The sequence below is a fragment of the Bradyrhizobium sp. SZCCHNRI1009 genome (genome assembly GCF_032487575.1).
In the GTDB taxonomy this organism is placed as follows: domain Bacteria; phylum Pseudomonadota; class Alphaproteobacteria; order Rhizobiales; family Xanthobacteraceae; genus Bradyrhizobium.
In genome coordinates, this window is the sequence record NZ_JAUEUL010000017.1 from 97,275 (window position 1) to 113,311 (window position 16,037).

At 66.8% G+C, this 16,037-nt stretch carries 16 protein-coding genes; 3 read left to right on the forward strand and 13 right to left on the reverse strand.

Annotated elements, in window-relative coordinates:
* Nucleotides 1–5: 5 nt before the first annotated feature.
* Genes QX010_RS24720 through QX010_RS24745 form a run of 6 tightly spaced genes read right to left on the reverse strand, consistent with a single transcriptional unit; the run spans nt 6 to nt 6,265 of the window.
* Entirely contained in the window at nt 6–863 is an 858-nt protein-coding gene (locus tag QX010_RS24720) for an ABC transporter permease (RefSeq protein ID WP_315803410.1), read from the reverse strand.
* On the reverse strand, nt 860–1,789 hold the full coding sequence (locus QX010_RS24725; RefSeq protein WP_315803411.1) for an ABC transporter permease: 930 nt from the start codon (nt 1,787–1,789) through the stop codon (nt 860–862). Before QX010_RS24725 ends, QX010_RS24720 begins: the two co-directional genes overlap by 4 nt.
* Nucleotides 1,789–2,781: an ABC transporter ATP-binding protein gene (locus tag QX010_RS24730; protein WP_316182447.1), complete on the reverse strand. Its 993-nt coding sequence runs from the start codon at nt 2,779–2,781 to the stop codon at nt 1,789–1,791. The genes QX010_RS24725 and QX010_RS24730 overlap by 1 nt, the downstream gene beginning before the upstream one ends.
* Nucleotides 2,778–3,752: an ABC transporter ATP-binding protein gene (locus QX010_RS24735; protein ID WP_315803413.1), complete on the reverse strand. Its 975-nt coding sequence runs from the start codon at nt 3,750–3,752 to the stop codon at nt 2,778–2,780. The genes QX010_RS24730 and QX010_RS24735 overlap by 4 nt, the downstream gene beginning before the upstream one ends.
* A 4-nt stretch (nt 3,753–3,756) precedes the next feature.
* On the reverse strand, nt 3,757–5,394 hold the full coding sequence (locus QX010_RS24740; RefSeq protein ID WP_315803414.1) for an ABC transporter substrate-binding protein: 1,638 nt from the start codon (nt 5,392–5,394) through the stop codon (nt 3,757–3,759).
* Nucleotides 5,395–5,443: 49 nt separating this feature from the next.
* A complete protein-coding gene (locus QX010_RS24745; protein ID WP_316182448.1) occupies nt 5,444–6,265 on the reverse strand; it encodes a sugar phosphate isomerase/epimerase family protein in 822 nt (273 codons plus the stop codon).
* Nucleotides 6,266–6,480: 215 nt separating this feature from the next.
* On the opposite strand from QX010_RS24745, the gene QX010_RS24750 reads away from it, so the two are divergent.
* The gene (locus QX010_RS24750) at nt 6,481–7,620 is read left to right on the forward strand and encodes a hypothetical protein (RefSeq protein ID WP_316182449.1); all 1,140 of its coding nucleotides are present in this window, start codon (nt 6,481–6,483) and stop codon (nt 7,618–7,620) included.
* 30 nt (nt 7,621–7,650) lie between these two features.
* On the opposite strand, the gene QX010_RS24755 is transcribed toward QX010_RS24750, so the two are convergent.
* Both QX010_RS24755 and QX010_RS24760 read right to left on the reverse strand, forming a co-directional pair.
* On the reverse strand, nt 7,651–8,295 hold the full coding sequence (locus QX010_RS24755; RefSeq protein ID WP_315803417.1) for a PQQ-binding-like beta-propeller repeat protein: 645 nt from the start codon (nt 8,293–8,295) through the stop codon (nt 7,651–7,653).
* A gap of 32 nt (nt 8,296–8,327) precedes the next feature.
* Nucleotides 8,328–9,548: a helix-turn-helix domain-containing protein gene (locus tag QX010_RS24760; protein WP_316182450.1), complete on the reverse strand. Its 1,221-nt coding sequence runs from the start codon at nt 9,546–9,548 to the stop codon at nt 8,328–8,330.
* Nucleotides 9,549–9,634: 86 nt separating this feature from the next.
* On the opposite strand from QX010_RS24760, the gene QX010_RS24765 reads away from it, so the two are divergent.
* A complete protein-coding gene (locus tag QX010_RS24765; protein ID WP_316182452.1) occupies nt 9,635–10,396 on the forward strand; it encodes a DUF899 domain-containing protein in 762 nt (253 codons plus the stop codon).
* A gap of 11 nt (nt 10,397–10,407) precedes the next feature.
* Nucleotides 10,408–10,674 carry a hypothetical protein gene (locus QX010_RS24770; RefSeq protein WP_315803420.1) on the forward strand — a complete coding sequence of 89 codons (267 nt, stop codon included), beginning with the start codon at nt 10,408–10,410 and terminating at the stop codon, nt 10,672–10,674.
* A gap of 316 nt (nt 10,675–10,990) precedes the next feature.
* Here QX010_RS24770 and QX010_RS24775 read toward each other — a convergent pair whose 3' ends face one another.
* The 5 genes from QX010_RS24775 to QX010_RS24795 all read right to left on the reverse strand — a co-directional run bounded on the left by QX010_RS24775 (nt 10,991) and on the right by QX010_RS24795 (nt 15,967).
* On the reverse strand, nt 10,991–11,776 hold the full coding sequence (locus tag QX010_RS24775) for an ABC transporter ATP-binding protein (RefSeq protein WP_315803421.1): 786 nt from the start codon (nt 11,774–11,776) through the stop codon (nt 10,991–10,993).
* Complete coding sequence (locus QX010_RS24780) at nt 11,773–12,546, reverse strand: ABC transporter permease (protein ID WP_315803502.1); 774 nt, start codon at nt 12,544–12,546, stop codon at nt 11,773–11,775. Before QX010_RS24780 ends, QX010_RS24775 begins: the two co-directional genes overlap by 4 nt.
* 256 nt (nt 12,547–12,802) lie before the next feature.
* Nucleotides 12,803–13,747 carry an ABC transporter substrate-binding protein gene (locus tag QX010_RS24785; RefSeq protein ID WP_316182453.1) on the reverse strand — a complete coding sequence of 315 codons (945 nt, stop codon included), beginning with the start codon at nt 13,745–13,747 and terminating at the stop codon, nt 12,803–12,805.
* A 127-nt stretch (nt 13,748–13,874) separates the two neighbouring features.
* Nucleotides 13,875–14,612, reverse strand: a complete 738-nt coding sequence (hutC, locus tag QX010_RS24790) for a histidine utilization repressor (RefSeq protein ID WP_315803423.1) — start codon at nt 14,610–14,612, stop codon at nt 13,875–13,877.
* The gene (locus QX010_RS24795; protein ID WP_315803424.1) at nt 14,609–15,967 is read right to left on the reverse strand and encodes a formimidoylglutamate deiminase; all 1,359 of its coding nucleotides are present in this window, start codon (nt 15,965–15,967) and stop codon (nt 14,609–14,611) included. Before QX010_RS24795 ends, hutC begins: the two co-directional genes overlap by 4 nt.
* Between the last annotated feature and the right edge of the window lie 70 nt (nt 15,968–16,037).

A 16,037-nucleotide genomic window follows, 5' to 3' on the forward strand; every position in this document is an offset into this window, starting at 1 on the left:
CATAGCTATTGCAGCGTCGGGTCGAGCCGGTCGCGCAGCCAGTCGCCGATGACGGACACGGCGAGCGTCGTCACAACGATCGTGACCGCTGGCGCCAGCATGATCCACGGCGCGCGCGTCAGATACTCGCGACCATAGCCGACCATGTTGCCGAGGCTCGTCATCGGCGGCTGCACGCCGAGCCCGAGAAAGGACAGGCCGGACTCCAGCAGGATGACTTCCGGAAACACCAGCGTCATCGACACGATCAGAGTCGAGGCGATGTTCGGCAGGATGTGCCTGAGATAGACCCGCTGCGGCGTCGCGCCGAGCTGGCGCACGGCGGCGGCGTAGCCTTGCGCATTGGCGGAGATGGCGAGCCCGCGCGCGATGCGTGCGTAGCGTTCCCAGCCGAACAGGCCCATCAATCCAATCAGCAGCGGCAGCGAATTGCCGAAGAAGGCGAGCACGGCGAGCGCCAGGATCAGGAACGGCATGCTGGCCTGGAAGTCCGCCAGCATCAGGACCGCCTGCTCGACGAGGCCGCGGAAATGCGCGGCGAGAAAGCCGAGCGTGGTGCCGGCGATGGCGGAGATCGCGGTGGCGCCGAATGCAATCAGCAGCGAGATCCGGATCGAGACGATCAGCCGTGACAGCACGTCACGGCCGAGCTCGTCGGTGCCGAGCCAATGCGCCGGGTTGCCGGGCAAGGACAGGCGATTGCGCAGATCGAACTTGGTGAAGCCGTATGGCGCGAGCTGATCGGCGAAGATCGCCAGCAACAGCATCGCGACGATCCAGCCGACGGCGATGGTCACGGAGACGGGAATATTCGGCCAGCGCGGCCGCCGCGCGGCGGGCGATTTCAATGCAAGGTCGGTCATGCCTCTGCTCCCTTGCTGCGCAGCCGCGGATCGAGCAGGCCGTAAAGGAAATCGACGATCAGGTTCGACGTGACCATCGTCATCGCCACCAGCAGCAGGATGCATTGCACGACCGCGAGGTCGCGGTTGGCGACGGCGACGACCAGCAGACGGCCGACGCCGGGCCAGGAGAACACGCTCTCGACCACGACAGCGCCGGCGATCAGGCTGCCGACCATGAAGCCGAGAATGGTGACGGTGGGGATCGCCGCGTTGGGCAGCGCGTGATTCGTGATCACCCGGCGCCACGGCACGCCCTTGGCCGACGCCGTTCTGATATAGGGCTGACCGAGGATTTCCAGCATGGCGCTACGCGTGAACCGCGCCAGCACCGCGGCGCCGCCGAAGCCGAGCGTCACGATCGGCAGGATGGCATGACGCCACGAGTCCTGTCCGCCCGAGGGCAGCCAGCCGAGCTGCACCGCGAAGATCAGCACGAGGATCAGCGCCAGCACGAAGCTCGGCACCGTGAAGCCCGCGACCGCTGTGATCATCACGGCGCGGTCGATCGCCGATCCCCGATGCAGCGCGGCGTAGACGCCAGCGGGAATGCCAAGCAGCACTTTCAGCAGGAACGCCGGGGCGGTCAGCGCCAGGGTCGCGGGGATGCGCTCGATGACGAGCTGGATCGCGGGCCGGCCATCACGCATCGAGCGGCCGAGCTCGCCCTGGCCGATCGCCTTGAAGTAGTCGAGATATTGCATCCAGATCGGATGATCGAGGCCCCAGGCCTTGCGGAACGCTTCGATGACCTCGGGCGGCGCTTCGGGCCCCATGATCATCAGCGCGGGATCGCCCGACAGCCGGAGCACGATGAAGGCAAAGGTAACGACGAGCGCGATCGTCAGCAGCGCACGCGCCAGGCGGATGGCGAAATAGCGCAGCATCACGCGGCGTCCTGGGTCTGCGATTGCTGCCCTGAGACGAGATGACAGGCCACCTGGCGCTGCTGATCCAGCGCGGTGAGCACGGGCACCTCGTGGGCGCAGCGGGCGGTCGCGTGGCTGCAGCGCGGATGGAAGGCGCAGCCGGCGGGACGCGCCGCCGGATTGGGCGGGTCGCCCGTCAGCACGATTCGGTTGGTGCTGCGGCGTCCCGGAGCAGGGGAGGCCGATACCAGCGCCTGCGTGTAGGGGTGCTGTGGCCGCGCGAACAGATCGTCGGCGTCGCCATACTCGACGATGCGGCCGAGATACATCACCGCCACCTTGCTGCTGATCTGCCTGATGACGCGCAGGTCATGGCTGATGAACAGCATCGTCAATCCGAGCTGGGCCTGCAGGTCGACCAGCAGGTTCACGACCTGCGCCTGGATCGAAACGTCGAGCGCGCTGACCGGCTCGTCGCAGACGAGGAAGTCGGGCTTGGTCGCCAGCGCGCGGGCGAGCACGATGCGCTGACGCTGACCGCCGGACAGGGCGCCGGGATAGCGGGCGCCGTGGCTGTCGTTGAGATCGACCGCCTGGAGCAACTCACGCACGCGCGCGTCGCGCTCGGCTTTGGTGCCGATGTCGTGGATGTCGAGCGGCTCGCGGATCTGCAAGGCCACGGGAAGTCGTCGATCGAGCGCGCCGAGCGGATCCTGGAAGATCATCTGCATGCGCGCGCGCTGGGCGCGCCACGCCGCCGAGCCGGGGGCAGCGATCGGCGCGCCGTCGAAGCGCACGCTGCCGCGGTCAGGCGGCTCGAGCCCGAGCACCATGCGGCCGGTGGTGGACTTGCCGGAGCCGGATTCGCCGACAATGCCGAGTGTCTCGCCCTTCTGGATGGAGAAGCTCAGGCCATCGACGGCGTGGACGGATGCGGGACGCCCGAACAGGCCGGACCGCATCCGATAGGTGCGCGAGATCCCGGAGACCTCGATCAGCGGCGCTGTCATTCGGCGGCGAGCTCCACCGGCAGGCGCTGCGGCCGCAGGCAGGCCACCGCGCGGTCTGGCTCCACCGGCGCCAGCGGCGGCACGCCGGCGTGGCAGCCGTCGCCGGCAAACGTGCAGCGCGGCGCGAAGGCGCAGCCGCTCGGCAGCGCGCGCGGATCAGGCACCGTGCCGGGGATCGCCTGTAGCCGCCGCCTGATGCCATCGAGCGGCGGCAGCGCGCCGATCAGGCCCTGCGCATAGGGATGCCAGGGATCGTCGAACAGCCGCGTGGCGGGTGCGCGCTCGACGATGCGGCCGGCATACATCACGCAGACGCGGTCGCAATTCTCGGCGACGACGCCGAGGTCGTGGCTGATCAGGACCATCGCCATGTTGAACTCGCGCCGGATGGCCGACAGCAGATCGAGGATCTGCGCCTGGATGGTGGCGTCGAGCGCAGTGGTCGGCTCGTCGGCGATCAGGAGGTCGGGCTGGCCGGCGAGCGCCATCGCGATCATGATGCGCTGGACCTGGCCGCCGGAGAATTCGTGCGGATAGGCCGACAGCCGCCTGACAGCATCGGGGATGCCGACGAGATCGAGCAGCCTCAGCGCCTCGATGCGCGCGGCCTCGCCGCGCAGGCCGCGATGCAGCGCCAGGCTTTCACACAGCTGGCGCCGGATCGTGAGCACCGGATTGAGCGCGCTGGCGGGATCCTGGAAGATCATCGCGATGCGGCGGCCGCGCACCTGGTCGAGCACCTTGCCGTCGGCGCCGAGCAGCTCGCGGCCTTCGAGCCTGGCCGAGCCTGATACTTGCGCTTTGCCGGGCAGGAGACCCAGCGCCGCGAGCCACGTCACCGACTTGCCGGATCCGGACTCGCCGACGAGGCCGATGGCCTCGCCCTTGCCGATGTCGAGATCGATGCCGTGCAGCACAGGCGTGCCGTCGAAGGCGACCTTCAGGCCGGAGATGCTGACCAGCGGCGCCACGGCGTCACGCTCCGTAGTTGCCGGTGCGGAAGTCCATCGCGAAGGCCGGCGAGGCCTTCCATTTGATCGACTTCGGCTTGGCGGTGAAGGTCGCGTTCTGGTGCAGCACCGTATAGGCGGGGTCCTCGCGCTCGGCGATCTCCAGCATGCGGCGGAACGCCTTCTTGCGCGCCTCGCGATCGGTCGAGGTTTCCAGGAACTCCGACAGCCGGTTGAGCTCGTCGTTGCTCCATTCGCCGACCTGCTGCTGCTGGCCGTTGGGGCCGTGCTGGGCGACCAGCGACGACACCGGATCGTTGAAGGCGGCCGAGTTCGACCAGTCGCGCACCGCGCGGGTCGGGCCGCGCTCCAGGATCTGCGACCAGTTCTCCTTGGTCTCGATCTGAACGTTGAGGCCGACCGCCTGCCACATCTCGACCAGCACCTGCGCGGTCGCGACCTGGTTGGTGTAGTAGTTGTTGAGCAGGCGATAGGGGATCGGGTCACCCTTGTAGCCGGCCTGCTTGAGCAGGTCCTGCGCCAGCTTCGGATCGAACGCCGGCACGCTCCAGTCGGCGATGAACATGTCGCCGTAGAACTCCCATTGCAGGCCCTTCGGCACCTGCGTGCGGCCGGCCCACAGGCTGTCGACGATGGCCTGGCGATCGATCGCATGGGTGAAGGCGCGGCGCACCAGGGGATTGGCGAGCTGCGGATGGTTCTTGTCGAACACGGTGAGACGGTGATTGAGGATGGTGCCGCCCTGGACCTCGAACGCCGCGTTCTTCTCGATGCCGGCGATCTGGTCCGGCGGGATGTCGCAGGCGAACTGGTATTCGCCGGACAGCAGGCCGTTGATGCGGCTCGCGACCTCCGGCACTTCCAGGAACCGGATGCGCTTCAGCGGCGGTCGGCCGCCCCAATATTCGTCATGAGCCTCGAGCGTCAGCGACACGTCGGGCTTGAACTCGACGATCTTGTAGGGACCGGTCGTGATCGGCTTGCGCGCCCAGTCGAGATAGCTCGCAGCCTCCTCCCAGCCGCGCCGGCTCATGATGTCGGAGCCGTAGCGCATCAGGCGGCCCTCGATGGTCACATCGGGCGTCGCGTTGACGAAGCGCACGGTGTATTTGTCGACGGCGTCGACGCGGACGAGGTCCGGCCACATCCGGCGCGCCACGCCGATCACGTCCGGCGGCAGCTCCTTGCCGGGGCGCGGCGTCGGGATCTTCTCGAACGCCTTGATGGTGGTGCGGCTCTTGGCTTCGCTGTCGCCGAACATGCGCTCGCGGCTGAACGAGAACACGACGTCCTCGGACGTCATCTCGTCGCCATTGTGGAACTTGACGCCCTGGCGCAGCTTCAGCTCGACGGTCTGGTCGTCGATGCGCTTCCACTCGGTGGCAAGGCCGGGGACGGCTTCGAGATTGCCGCGGAAGTTCTTCGAGATCAGGCTTTCCCACAGCGACGAGTAGAACACGCGCTCGCCGACATTGGACTGCTCGCGCAGCACGTCGAGCACGTTCGAGTTGGTCACCTTCTGTACGGCGATGGTGACCGAGGGACGGTTGTCGGCTTGCGCGATCGACACGCGCGGCAGGATGAAGCTGCCGCCGATCGCGGCGCCGGCGCCGAGCAGGCCGCGGCGGGTGAGCTTGGTCATGGCAATCTCTCTGTGGTCTGAGGTTGTCTGAAAGCGCGAACGTGGTGGCTTACTGAGCCAGCTCGAGCGAGGCGAGATACGCCGCGCCGGCCTTGACATGATCGTGGTTGCGCAGCTCGAGGATCAGGCGCGGATTGGAGGTGAGGCGGGCCAGCGCGCGAAACACCGCCACCCAGCGGATGTTGCCTTCACCGGGCGCCCAGTGGCGGTCGGCATAGCCATCGGTGTCCTGGAGATGCACGTGGGTCAGCATGTCGCCGGCGGCGTCGACGTAGTAGTCGACCGGCGGTGCGCCCGTCGAATGATGCGCGTAGTTGGCATGGCCGGTGTCGAGCGAGACGCGCACCTTGCTGCTGCCCAGCGCCTTCGCCAGGCCCACGCGATCGAGCGGATCCTTGTCCTCGATGTTCTCGATCACCAGCTCGCAATTGGCCTGTTCGGCGGAAGCGATCACATCGGACAGCGTCGCCCTGACACGCTCGATCAGCGCCTCGCGGTTGTCCGGCAGCATGTCGATGTTGTTGTAGTCCCAGGTCGTGTAGGGCGAGTGGATCACCATCTGCGTGGCGCCGAGGAACTCGGCGACCTCGAGCCCCTGCAGCAGGCGCTTGGTGACGGCGCGGCGGATCATCGGATCGTGGCTGTCGATCTTGAAGCCCCAGAACGGGCCGTGGATGCCGAGCCGGCCGGTGTGGCCCGACAGCATCGACTTGATCTCGTTGGCGGTGCTGCGCCAGTCGCTGTCGAGAAGATCCGCCCGGAAGAAGTCCTGGATTTCGAGATCGCGCTGGCGTTCGAGCAGCCAGTCGCGATGCGCGGGAATGGACTTGACGGAGAGGGCGGCGCCGAGCACCGGCAGCGTGGTGGTCATGTCGAGGAAACCTTTGGCCTGCGTGAGACCCGGCAAGCGCTAGCGGAGTTCGATGACGCTCCCATGAAGGGCTGTGGAGGACGACCGCGACATGTTGTGCCTGCGCCGGCACGAAGCCGGTCAGCAGATCAATCCCTGGGGTAGTCGCGCATTCGTCGCTGCTACTTGACGTAGCCGCGGGAATTGCAACAATGCGGCAAAAACGGGGAATTGGGATGACGGTGCGGCGGGCGATCCTTGGAACGGTACTTTCACTTCTGGCGCTGACGGCGATATCTGCGTTGAACGAGACTGCGCATGCGAAGGGGCCCTACGGCTCCGTCTCCGTGGCCGGTTGGTCGGGCGGCGCCTACACCGACGACAACACCGGGAAGTTCTCGAGCTGCATCGCATCCGCCAGCTACAAGAGCGGCATCAATTTCGGCGTTCTCGCGCTGCCGACCTACAACTGGGCTCTCGCCTTCATCCATCCTGGCTGGTCGCTCTCGCAGGGGCAGAAGTTTCCCATCGTGCTCAGCTTCGACGGGCGCAATTCCTACAATGTCGAGGGCTCGGTGTGGTCGGCCAACATGGTCGTCGTGCCGATGCCGAACGACTCCAGCCTGATCAAATCGTTCAGGGCGGCTCGGACGATGTCGGCCTTCGCGCAGGGCAATCTGTTCCAGTTCGATCTGAACGGCACGTCGGTGCTGCTGCCGTCGCTGGCGAATTGCGTGCGCATGATCAATGCCGGCGGATTGGCGGCAGCGACGAATTTCACGGTGCAGCCCGGTGCTCACTCGGCGCAGCGTCAGGGAGCCCCCGCCGGCGCCGCGCCCGCCGCAACCGCCAGCACGCAGCCGTCACGTGCCGCGGAGGATTCTCCCGAGCTGCAGTTGGAAGCGATGCAGATCGCCTCCAACTTCATCCTCAAGGCCTCGCTGTCGCATCCGGCCATTCTGGGCGGAGGCGAGCGGCCGGTGTGGCTGACATCGGGCGGGGTCGCCTGGAAGGCGGACAACGCCACCGGCTTCGTTCGGATCGTGCCGCCACAGCGCAATGTCGACGGCCTGGAAGTCGCTGCCACGATCATCGGCAACGACGCGCGCGACTGCAAGGGCAAGTTCATCTCGGCGCGCAACAGCGAGCTGGTCGACAGCGCCGTGGTGTTCCGCGGCATGTCCTCCTGCGAGGACAGCGAGAAGTCGGATATCGCCGAATACTTCATCTTCCCGCGCAAGGCCGGCGGCTTCGTGCTGTTCTCGGTGGTCACGCCCACCAGGCCGGTCGGTGGCGGCGGTGGCCAGCAGCTGCAGACGCGCGAGGAGGCCAACGCCAATTTCCGCAAGGCGGCCTACACCTCGATCGGCAAGTAGGCCACTTCCTGTCGCGGAGCCGTCAGCGGCTCACCCTCGCGCCCGCTTCGGCCGCCTGATCGCGCGCACCTTGCCGCTGTCGCCGCCGCCGCAATACAGGGTCTCTTCGCCGTCGGATTCCATGCCGGAGACGCCGGTGCCGGCGGGCATGTCGAGCTGGTCGAGCACCTCGCCGGTGGCGGGATCGATGCGCCTGATGTCGCTGACGTCGTCCTCCCAGGTGCCGTGCCAGAGCTCGCCGTCGACCCAGGTGACGCCGGTGACGAAGCGCGTGCACGGAATGCTGCGCAGGATCTTTCCGGTCGCAGGGTCGATCTGGTGGATCTTGCGATCGCGATAGGCGCCGACCCAGAGCGATCCCTCCGCCCAGGCAAGTCCGGAGTCGCCGCCACCCGAGGGCGCCGGGATGGTCGCGAGCACGCGGCCGTCGTCGGGATCGACCTTGTGAATGCGATCTTCCGCGATCTGATAGAGATGCCGGCCATCGAACGCCGTGCCGGCGTGAGAGGGGAGATCGATGGACGTCCGCACCGTGCCGTCGGCGGGATCGAACGCCTTGATGCTGCTGCCGGTCGCGATCCACACCTGCCGGCCGTCATAGCTGACGCCGTTGACGCGCTCGGCGCCGTCGAAGGGGCCGTACTCGCGAGTGATCTCCGCGGCTGCTCGTGTCATGTCTGCCATCCTCTGCTTCCGATGGACCCACGCTAGTCGAGCGACGACCACGCGGGGAGTAACAACGCCGTCGCGAATTCCGGCACGACCGGACAGGTCCAGCGTTGCGCGCGGCCGCGGCCGAACGACTGCACCTTCCCAGACGATGCGAGTTCGTCGAGGGCACGCTGCACCGTTCGCTGGCTTGCGCCCAGCGCCAGCGCGAGGCCGGAGCTCGACCAGGCCTCGCCATCGGCAAGGCAGGCGAGCACGGTGGCGTTGTCGTCCTCGATCGGCTGCGCCAGCACGACGACCTCGCGATCGTCACACGGCACCAGGGCGAAGCCGTCGCGCGTGGCATGGATCTCGGCGAGGCCTTGGAGCAACTGGCGCAGCCGTCCGATCTCGACGCGCAGGCGCGCGCGGTGCGACTCGTCGGCCTCCTTGCCGCGGAACGCATGCGCGATCAGCTCGGCCCGCGGCACGTCGTCGGGCGCTCCCTGGGCCAGTCGCCGGGCGAGTGCAAACAGCACCGGGCGCCGCGCCAGCGGCACGATCTGGCTCGCCTGGCGTACCGCCAGGCGGCAGGCATCGATGATCAGCCGGTCCGACCGCAACAGCCGCTCGACGTCGTCGAGCTGCAGCAGGCGTTCCTCGCCACGCCGGATCATCCGCGCCGCCGGTGCCGACAGCGCCGACGAGGCCCGCTCGATCTCCGCCCGGAGCTCGGGAATGCGGGCCTGCTGCGCCGACCGCGCGGCGCGTTCGAGCGCCGATCGCGCGGTCTTCGTTTGCAGCCGGCGCAAGGCCAGTCCGGCCACGATCAGTTCGTAGATCGTGCGGGCCGCCGGCAGCAGTGGCGAGGGATCGAGATCGGCGAGGCCACGCTCGGCGTCATCGAGGTGCCCGACCAGCACCATGCGCCTGATCTCGAGGCTGCGCGCATAGGCAGCGTTGGTGCGGTCGCCGTGCTGCTCCAGGGTCTCGCGCGCGGCCGCGAGCGACTTCGTCGGCCAGCCGAGGTCGCGCGCTGCAAGGGCGATCTCGGCCTCGGCGACGGCGCAGCGGGCGCGGGCCAGAACCGCCTTGGGACCGAAGCTTCGCGCGGCCTGCCGGAGCAGCGCCTTCGCGCGCCCGAAATCGCCAAGCCGCGCCATCGCGATGCCGCGCAGCGCCAGCGCCGGGGGATCATCGCGCAACGCGACCCGGTTCAATGCGCCGAGCGGATCGCCCGCGGCGAGCGCCTGCGCCGCCGCCGAGATCAGCGAGTCCATGCAAATCCCGCCATACTTGTCACTCCCGGTCGCTCTCCTGCCGATCCTAGTCTGAGCTGCGGTCAACACGCAAAAGGATGACGACCATGACCATGCATATCACCGGAACGCGCGAAGATTGGTTGAAGGCCCGGCTCGACCTGCTGCAAGCCGAGAAGGAACTCACCCGCCGCAGCGACGAGGTGGCGGAACGCCGCCAGGCCCTGCCATGGGTGCGCGTCGACAAGGCCTATCGCTTCGACACCGAGGACGGGCCGGCGACGCTGCCAGACCTATTCAAGGGCCGCTCGCAGCTGCTCGTCTATCACTTCATGTTCGGCCCCGATTTCCAGGTCGGCTGCCCATCCTGCTCGATGATCGCCGATGGCTTCAACGGCTTCCAGGTCCATCTCGCCAATCACGACGTGATGCTGTGGGCGGTGTCGCGCGCACCATTGGCGAAACTGAAAGCCTACAAGGCGCGCATGGGCTGGAGCTTCCCCTGGGCGTCATCGGCGAGCAGCGACTTCAATTTCGACTTCAACGTCGCGATCACCGAGGAGCAGCAGCGCCAGGGCGGCAGCGAGTACAATTATCGCACCAGTCCCCCGCTCGGGGCGTCCGATGTGCCGGCGATGGTGGCGGAGATTGCCGCCGGCGCCGGGACCGACGGCGCGACCTTCATGCGCGACCGGCCGGGCATGAGCGCCTTCGTCCTCGAGGATGGTGTCGTCTATCACACCTATTCGAGCTATGCCCGCGGCCTCGACGGCCTGTGGGGTGCCTATCAATGGCTCGACCGCGCGCCCAAGGGGCGCAACGAGCAGGGCGTCTGGTGGCGGCGCCGCGACGAATACGGCACACGCTAAGGAGCAGAGCCATGGCGTTCTTCCCGACCAGGATGCGCGTGATGCCCGACATCGCCAATGGTCTCCGCTACGCTGCGGCGCCGACCTTCGCGCTGATGGCGGTGCTGAACGCCATGGCCCGCGACGGCCGATCAGACGTGATCTGCTCGGCCATGCCGGCGGGTGCGCCGCTCGGCGACATGACCGTGATGTATCTCCTGATGAGCGCGTTCCATCTGGTGCCGTGGTTGAAGCGAATTGGAGGAAGCCTCCATAGGAATCGATGCGATGTGAGCTGATCGTCGACGCAGCAGTGAGCTATGCAGCTAAGAGTGTCCTTGCGGAGAGAGACCCTCACCCAAGCGAGTGTATGGATGAGCCGGCGATGCCCTCTCCCACAAGGGGCGAGGGCACTGCATTGTGCAGTCTTGCCGCGGCCCCAATTGGAACGCGTCGCTCGAGATCGCTTCAAGCGCGGTGGCCACTACTGCGCCCTCCCCTTGTGGGAGAGGGCATGTACGACAGAGCGGCAAACGCGCTTGGGTGGGGGTCTGTCTCCGCGATCCCGCTCGCAGAGGCGGCGCTGAGCGAGGCCACTTAGCTGGCGGCCACTTCTCACGCCTCCGCCGCCACCTTCAGCGCTTCCGCGCGAATTTCTTCCACCAGCCGCTCCTTGAGCGCTACGAATTCCGGCGAGGTCTTGACCTTGTAGGAGCGCGGATGCGGCAGCTCGATCTTGATGTCGGCCTTGATGCGGCCGGGCCGCGCGCTCATCACCAGCACGCGGCTGCCAAGGAAGATCGCCTCCTCGATGTCGTGGGTCACGAACAGCACCGTCTTCTGGTCGCGCTCCCAGATGCCGAGCAGCATCTCCTGCATCAGCACGCGCGTCTGGTTGTCGAGCGCACCGAACGGCTCGTCGAGCAGCAGGATCTTCGGATCATTGGCGAGCGCGCGGGCGATCGCGCAGCGCTGCTGCATGCCGCCGGAGAGCTGCTTGGGCCAGTGGTTCTCAAAACCCTTGAGGCCGATCTGCTGGATGAAGCGGTCGGCGATCGCGTTGCGTTCACTCTCCGGCACGCCGCGTTCGCGCAGGCCAAAGGCGATGTTTTCGCGCACGGTGAGCCAGGGAAACAGCGTGTAGGACTGGAACACCATGCCGCGATCGGCGCCGGGCCCTGTCACTTCACGGCCATCGAGCAGCACCTTGCCGCTGGTCGGATGATCGAGCCCGGCGACGATGCGCAGCAAGGTCGACTTGCCGCAGCCGGAGGGCCCCAGGATCGTGACGAAGTCGTTGTTGCCGATCGTGAGTTCGACCGGCTCCAGCGCGCGCGTCGGCGCATGTCCCTGGCGGGCCGGGAAGATGCGCGTGACGTTGTCGATGACGAGCGTGGTCATGCCAGCTTCCACGGGAACAGCCAGGCGTTGAACGCCTTGAACAGGAAGTCCGAGATCAGCCCGATCAGGCCGATGACGATGATGCCGAAGATGATCTGCCCGGTGTTGAGCAGCGCCTGGCTGTCGGTGATCATGTGGCCGATGCCGGAGGACGAGCCGATCAGCTCGGCGACGATGACGTAGGTCCAGGCCCAGCCCAGCACGAGCCGCAGGATCTCGGCGATCTCAGGGGCCGCTGACGGCAGCAGCACCCGGCCGATGATGCCGCGATCGCTGGCACCGAGCGTATAGGCGGCTTCGACGAGATCGCGCCGCGTGTTGCCGACGGTCACCGTGATCATCAGGATGATCTGGAACACCGAGCCGATGAAGATGATCAGCAGCTTCTGCAGTTCGCCGATGCCGGCCCACAGGATCAGCAGCGGAATGAAGGCCGATGCCGGCAGATAGCGGGCGAACGAGACGAACGGCTCCAGGAACGCCTCGACCGGCTTGTAGGCGCCCATGAGCAGGCCCAGCGGAATGGCGATCACGGCCGCTAGCACGAAGCCGCCGACGACGCGCCAGACCGTCATGCCGATATCGTAGAGGAAGCCGAACTTGACCAGCAGATCCCAGCCCTCGTGCAGCATGGTCAAGGGATCGGCCAGGAAGGTCTTCGGCACGTAGCCGCCGAACGTCGCCAACGCCCACGCCGCGACGAACACGACGAAAAAGGCGAGGCCGAGCGCTGTTCTGGACCGGGCGCTGACGGGATCGAGAGGACGGATCACGGATCGGGCTTTCGGGTTGGATGCGGCCCGCGAGGTGACGCGGGCTGCGGATGGTGACCTCGAATGAGTGGGCTCAGGGGGCGGCGCCAATGCTGCGCACGATGCATCAAGCTCGTCATTGCGAGGAGCGAAGCGACGAAGCAATCCAGGGTCTCACCCTGGGCCCAGGATTGCTTCCGCCTTCGCTCTACGAGCTTCGGCGGACACGTCGCTTCGCTCGCAATGACGAAGTCACCCAGATCGCGCTTCGAGTCTACTTGATGAAGCTCGCATCATAGAGATCCTCGATCTTCGGGATCTGCTTGATGATGCCGACCTCGAGCAGGAGCTCGGCCGCGTCCTTGTTGAAGGTCTTGAACTCGGTCTCGAAGAACTTCTGGCTCGCAGCCTTGTCCTGCCAGCGCAGATATTTGGCGGAATTGCCGAACTGATCGGCCGTCTGCTTCACGTCCGCGCCCATGATCTCATAGGCCTTGGCCTGGTCCTTGGCGATCAGGTCGAGCGCCTCGAAATAGCTGTCGGCGAGCGCCTTGGCGGCCTTCGGGTTCTCGGACAGGAATTTCGGCGTGCAGCCGAACGTGTCCATCACCATCGGATAGTCGAGCGTGGTGGCGATGATCTTGCCCTTGTCGGGGGCGGCGCGGACCGTCGAGAGATACGGCTCGTAGGTCATCGCGGCGTCGTTCTGGCCGGCGACGAAAGCCTGCGCGGCCGGGCCCGGCTCCATGTTGACGACGGTGACGTCCTTGATGCTCAGGCCGTTCTTCTTGAGCATCCAGGCCAGCCCGAAATAGGGCGAGGTGCCGGGCGCGGACGCCGCGATCGTCTTGCCCTTCAGATCCTTGATCGAGGCGATGTCGTTACGCACGGCCATGCCGTCGGCGCCGTAGCTCTTGTCGAGCTGGAAGATCTGCTTGGTGGCGACGCCATTGGCGTTCCATGAGATCCAGGTCTCGACCGTCGTCGCCGCGCACTGCACGTCGCCGGCGGCAATGGCGAGGTGGCGATCCTTCTGCGGGATCTTCTTGATGGTGACGTCGAGCCCGTTCTTCTTGAAGATGCCGGCCTCCTTCGCCAGCGTCAGCGGCGCGAAACCGGTCCAGCCGGAAATGCCGACGCCGACCTTGACGTCGTCGGCGTAGGCGGTCGTCGAGGCCAGGAGCGCGGCCGTTACTGCGAGAAGCCCTAGTCTGCGCATCGTCATCGTCCTTTGCTGTGAGAGGAAGCTTGTCGTGCGGCTCGCAGCCGTGATGGCTGCGATCTCCGCTTGTCTTTGCATGCGTGCTTGCAAATCCCGTGCTCAGATCGGGCGCGCATGAGCCGTCTCATTCGCTGCCCCTGAATCGTGCTACCAGGCGGTGCTGCTCGCCGGGATAGATCAGCCTGACAGCCGTGAGCGGCTGCCCCTTGCGCCAGGTGTGGCGCTCGATCACTAGGCAGGGTGCGCCGGTCGCGATGTCGAGACCTTCGGCAATTGTATCGTCGGCGACGATGGCGCTGATCGCGTGCTCAGCCTCGGTCCAGGGCACGTGATGCAGCAGCCATGAGCCTGGCGGATCGATCTTGAAGTCGGCCTTGGCCGCATCGGGCACCGCGTCGAGATCGATCAGGCGATCCTCGATTGCGAACGGGACGTTGTCGGCGCTGTGCCGGCAGCGGATCGCAATCACCTTGCACGGTTTCTTGACGCCGAGCCGCTCGCGATCGGCAGCATTGGCCGTGCGGCGGGTCGAGGAGATCAACTGATAGCCGTAGGCGCGGCCGAGCGCGCCGATCTCGGCGCGGATGTCGGGGATCTTCAGCACCGCCGACAGGAATTGCGGACGCCGCACGAACGTGCCGGCGCGACGTCGTCGCTCGATCAGGTCGGCCTGGGCGAGCTCTGAGAGCGCCTTGTTCACGGTCATGCGCGAGCAGCCGTAGCGCGCCATGATCTCGTGCTCGAACGGGATACGATGTCCGGGCGGCCATTCGCCGGTGAGGATGCGGCGCTCGATGTCCTGGCGGATCGTCTTGTAGAGCGTGCCGGCGCCCGGCTTGACGCGATCCTCGGCGAGGCTCATGCGAGCAGCCTCCGCACCGCCGTGTTGAAGCCGCGCCGGGCGGCCTCGCGCGAACGATGATGGCCGCCCTGGACGACCTTGGCGCCGCTCGCCCAGACACAGTCGATGGCGTCGTGCGATGTCGCGAAGATCCAGCCGTCGAGCAGCGCATCCTGCGTCCGCCCCGCGAGCGAAGGATGCGACAGATCGAGCGTGACGATATCGGCACGGCCTCCGACCTGGAGCCCGGCGTTGGATTGCGCCAGCGCCTGAGCGCCGCCGGCGAGAGCGGCATCAAACAGCGTTCGGCCCGTCGACGCATGCGGGCCCGACGTCAGCACGTTGCGCTCGCGATGCGTCAGCCGCTGACCGTATTCGAGCTGGCGCAACTCGTCGCTGACGCCGACCAGCACGTTCGAGTCAGTGCCCACGCCAATGCGCCCGTGCGCGCGCAGATAGTCGCGCGCCGGGAAGATGCCGTCGCCGAGGCTGGCTTCGGTGATCGGGCAAAGGCCGGCCGTCGCGCCGCTCCGCGCGAGCGCCGCCGTTTCGTCGGCCGTCATGTGCGTGGCGTGGATCAGGCACCAGCGCGCATCGACGGTGTGGTGATCGAGCAGCCATTGCACCGGACGCCGGCTCGACCAGGCGAGGCATTCCTCGACCTCTTTGACCTGCTCGGCGGCATGGATGTGGATCGGGCCGCCGTCCGCGAGCGGCAGCAGCGCGCTCAACTCATCCGGTGCGACAGCGCGCAGGCTGTGCGGCGCGATGCCGAGATTGGCGCCGGGGAGCGCGCTGATCGCCTTGCGGGAGGCCGTCAGCAGCTTTGCGAACTGATCGACATCGCAGATGAAGCGCCGCTGGCCGTCATGCGGCGCCGCGCCGCCGAAGCCGCCGTGCGCATAGAAGCTCGGCAGCAGCGTCAGGCCGATTCCGGATGTCTGGGCAGCCGCGGCGATGCGCACCGCCATCTCGGCGATATCGGCGTAAGGCGTGCCGTCGCGATCGTGGTGCAGATAATGGAATTCGCCGACCCGCGTGAAGCCGCGCTCGAGCATCTCGACATAGAGCAGCGTCGCGACCGCCTCGACATCCTCGGGACGCATCGACAGCGCGAAGCGGTACATCGTCTCGCGCCACGTCCAGAACGTGTCGGTGGAATGTCCGCTGACCTCGGCAAGCCCGGCCATGCCGCGCTGGAACGCGTGGCTGTGCAGACTGGCGATGCCGGGGATCGCGACCTCGTGTTGCTCGTCTTCGGAGGTCGGAGGCACGCCCGCCGAGACCTGCGCGATCGCGCCGTTGCTGATGACGACCTGCACGTCCTCGGCCCAACCCGTGGGCAGAAGCGCGGATGCGAAGTGCAGTGACGCCATGTTTGATAAGCCCGCTGGACAGAACGGCGGAAGCGAGTTTATGTATAGACATATCGTCCGTCAAGCTTTC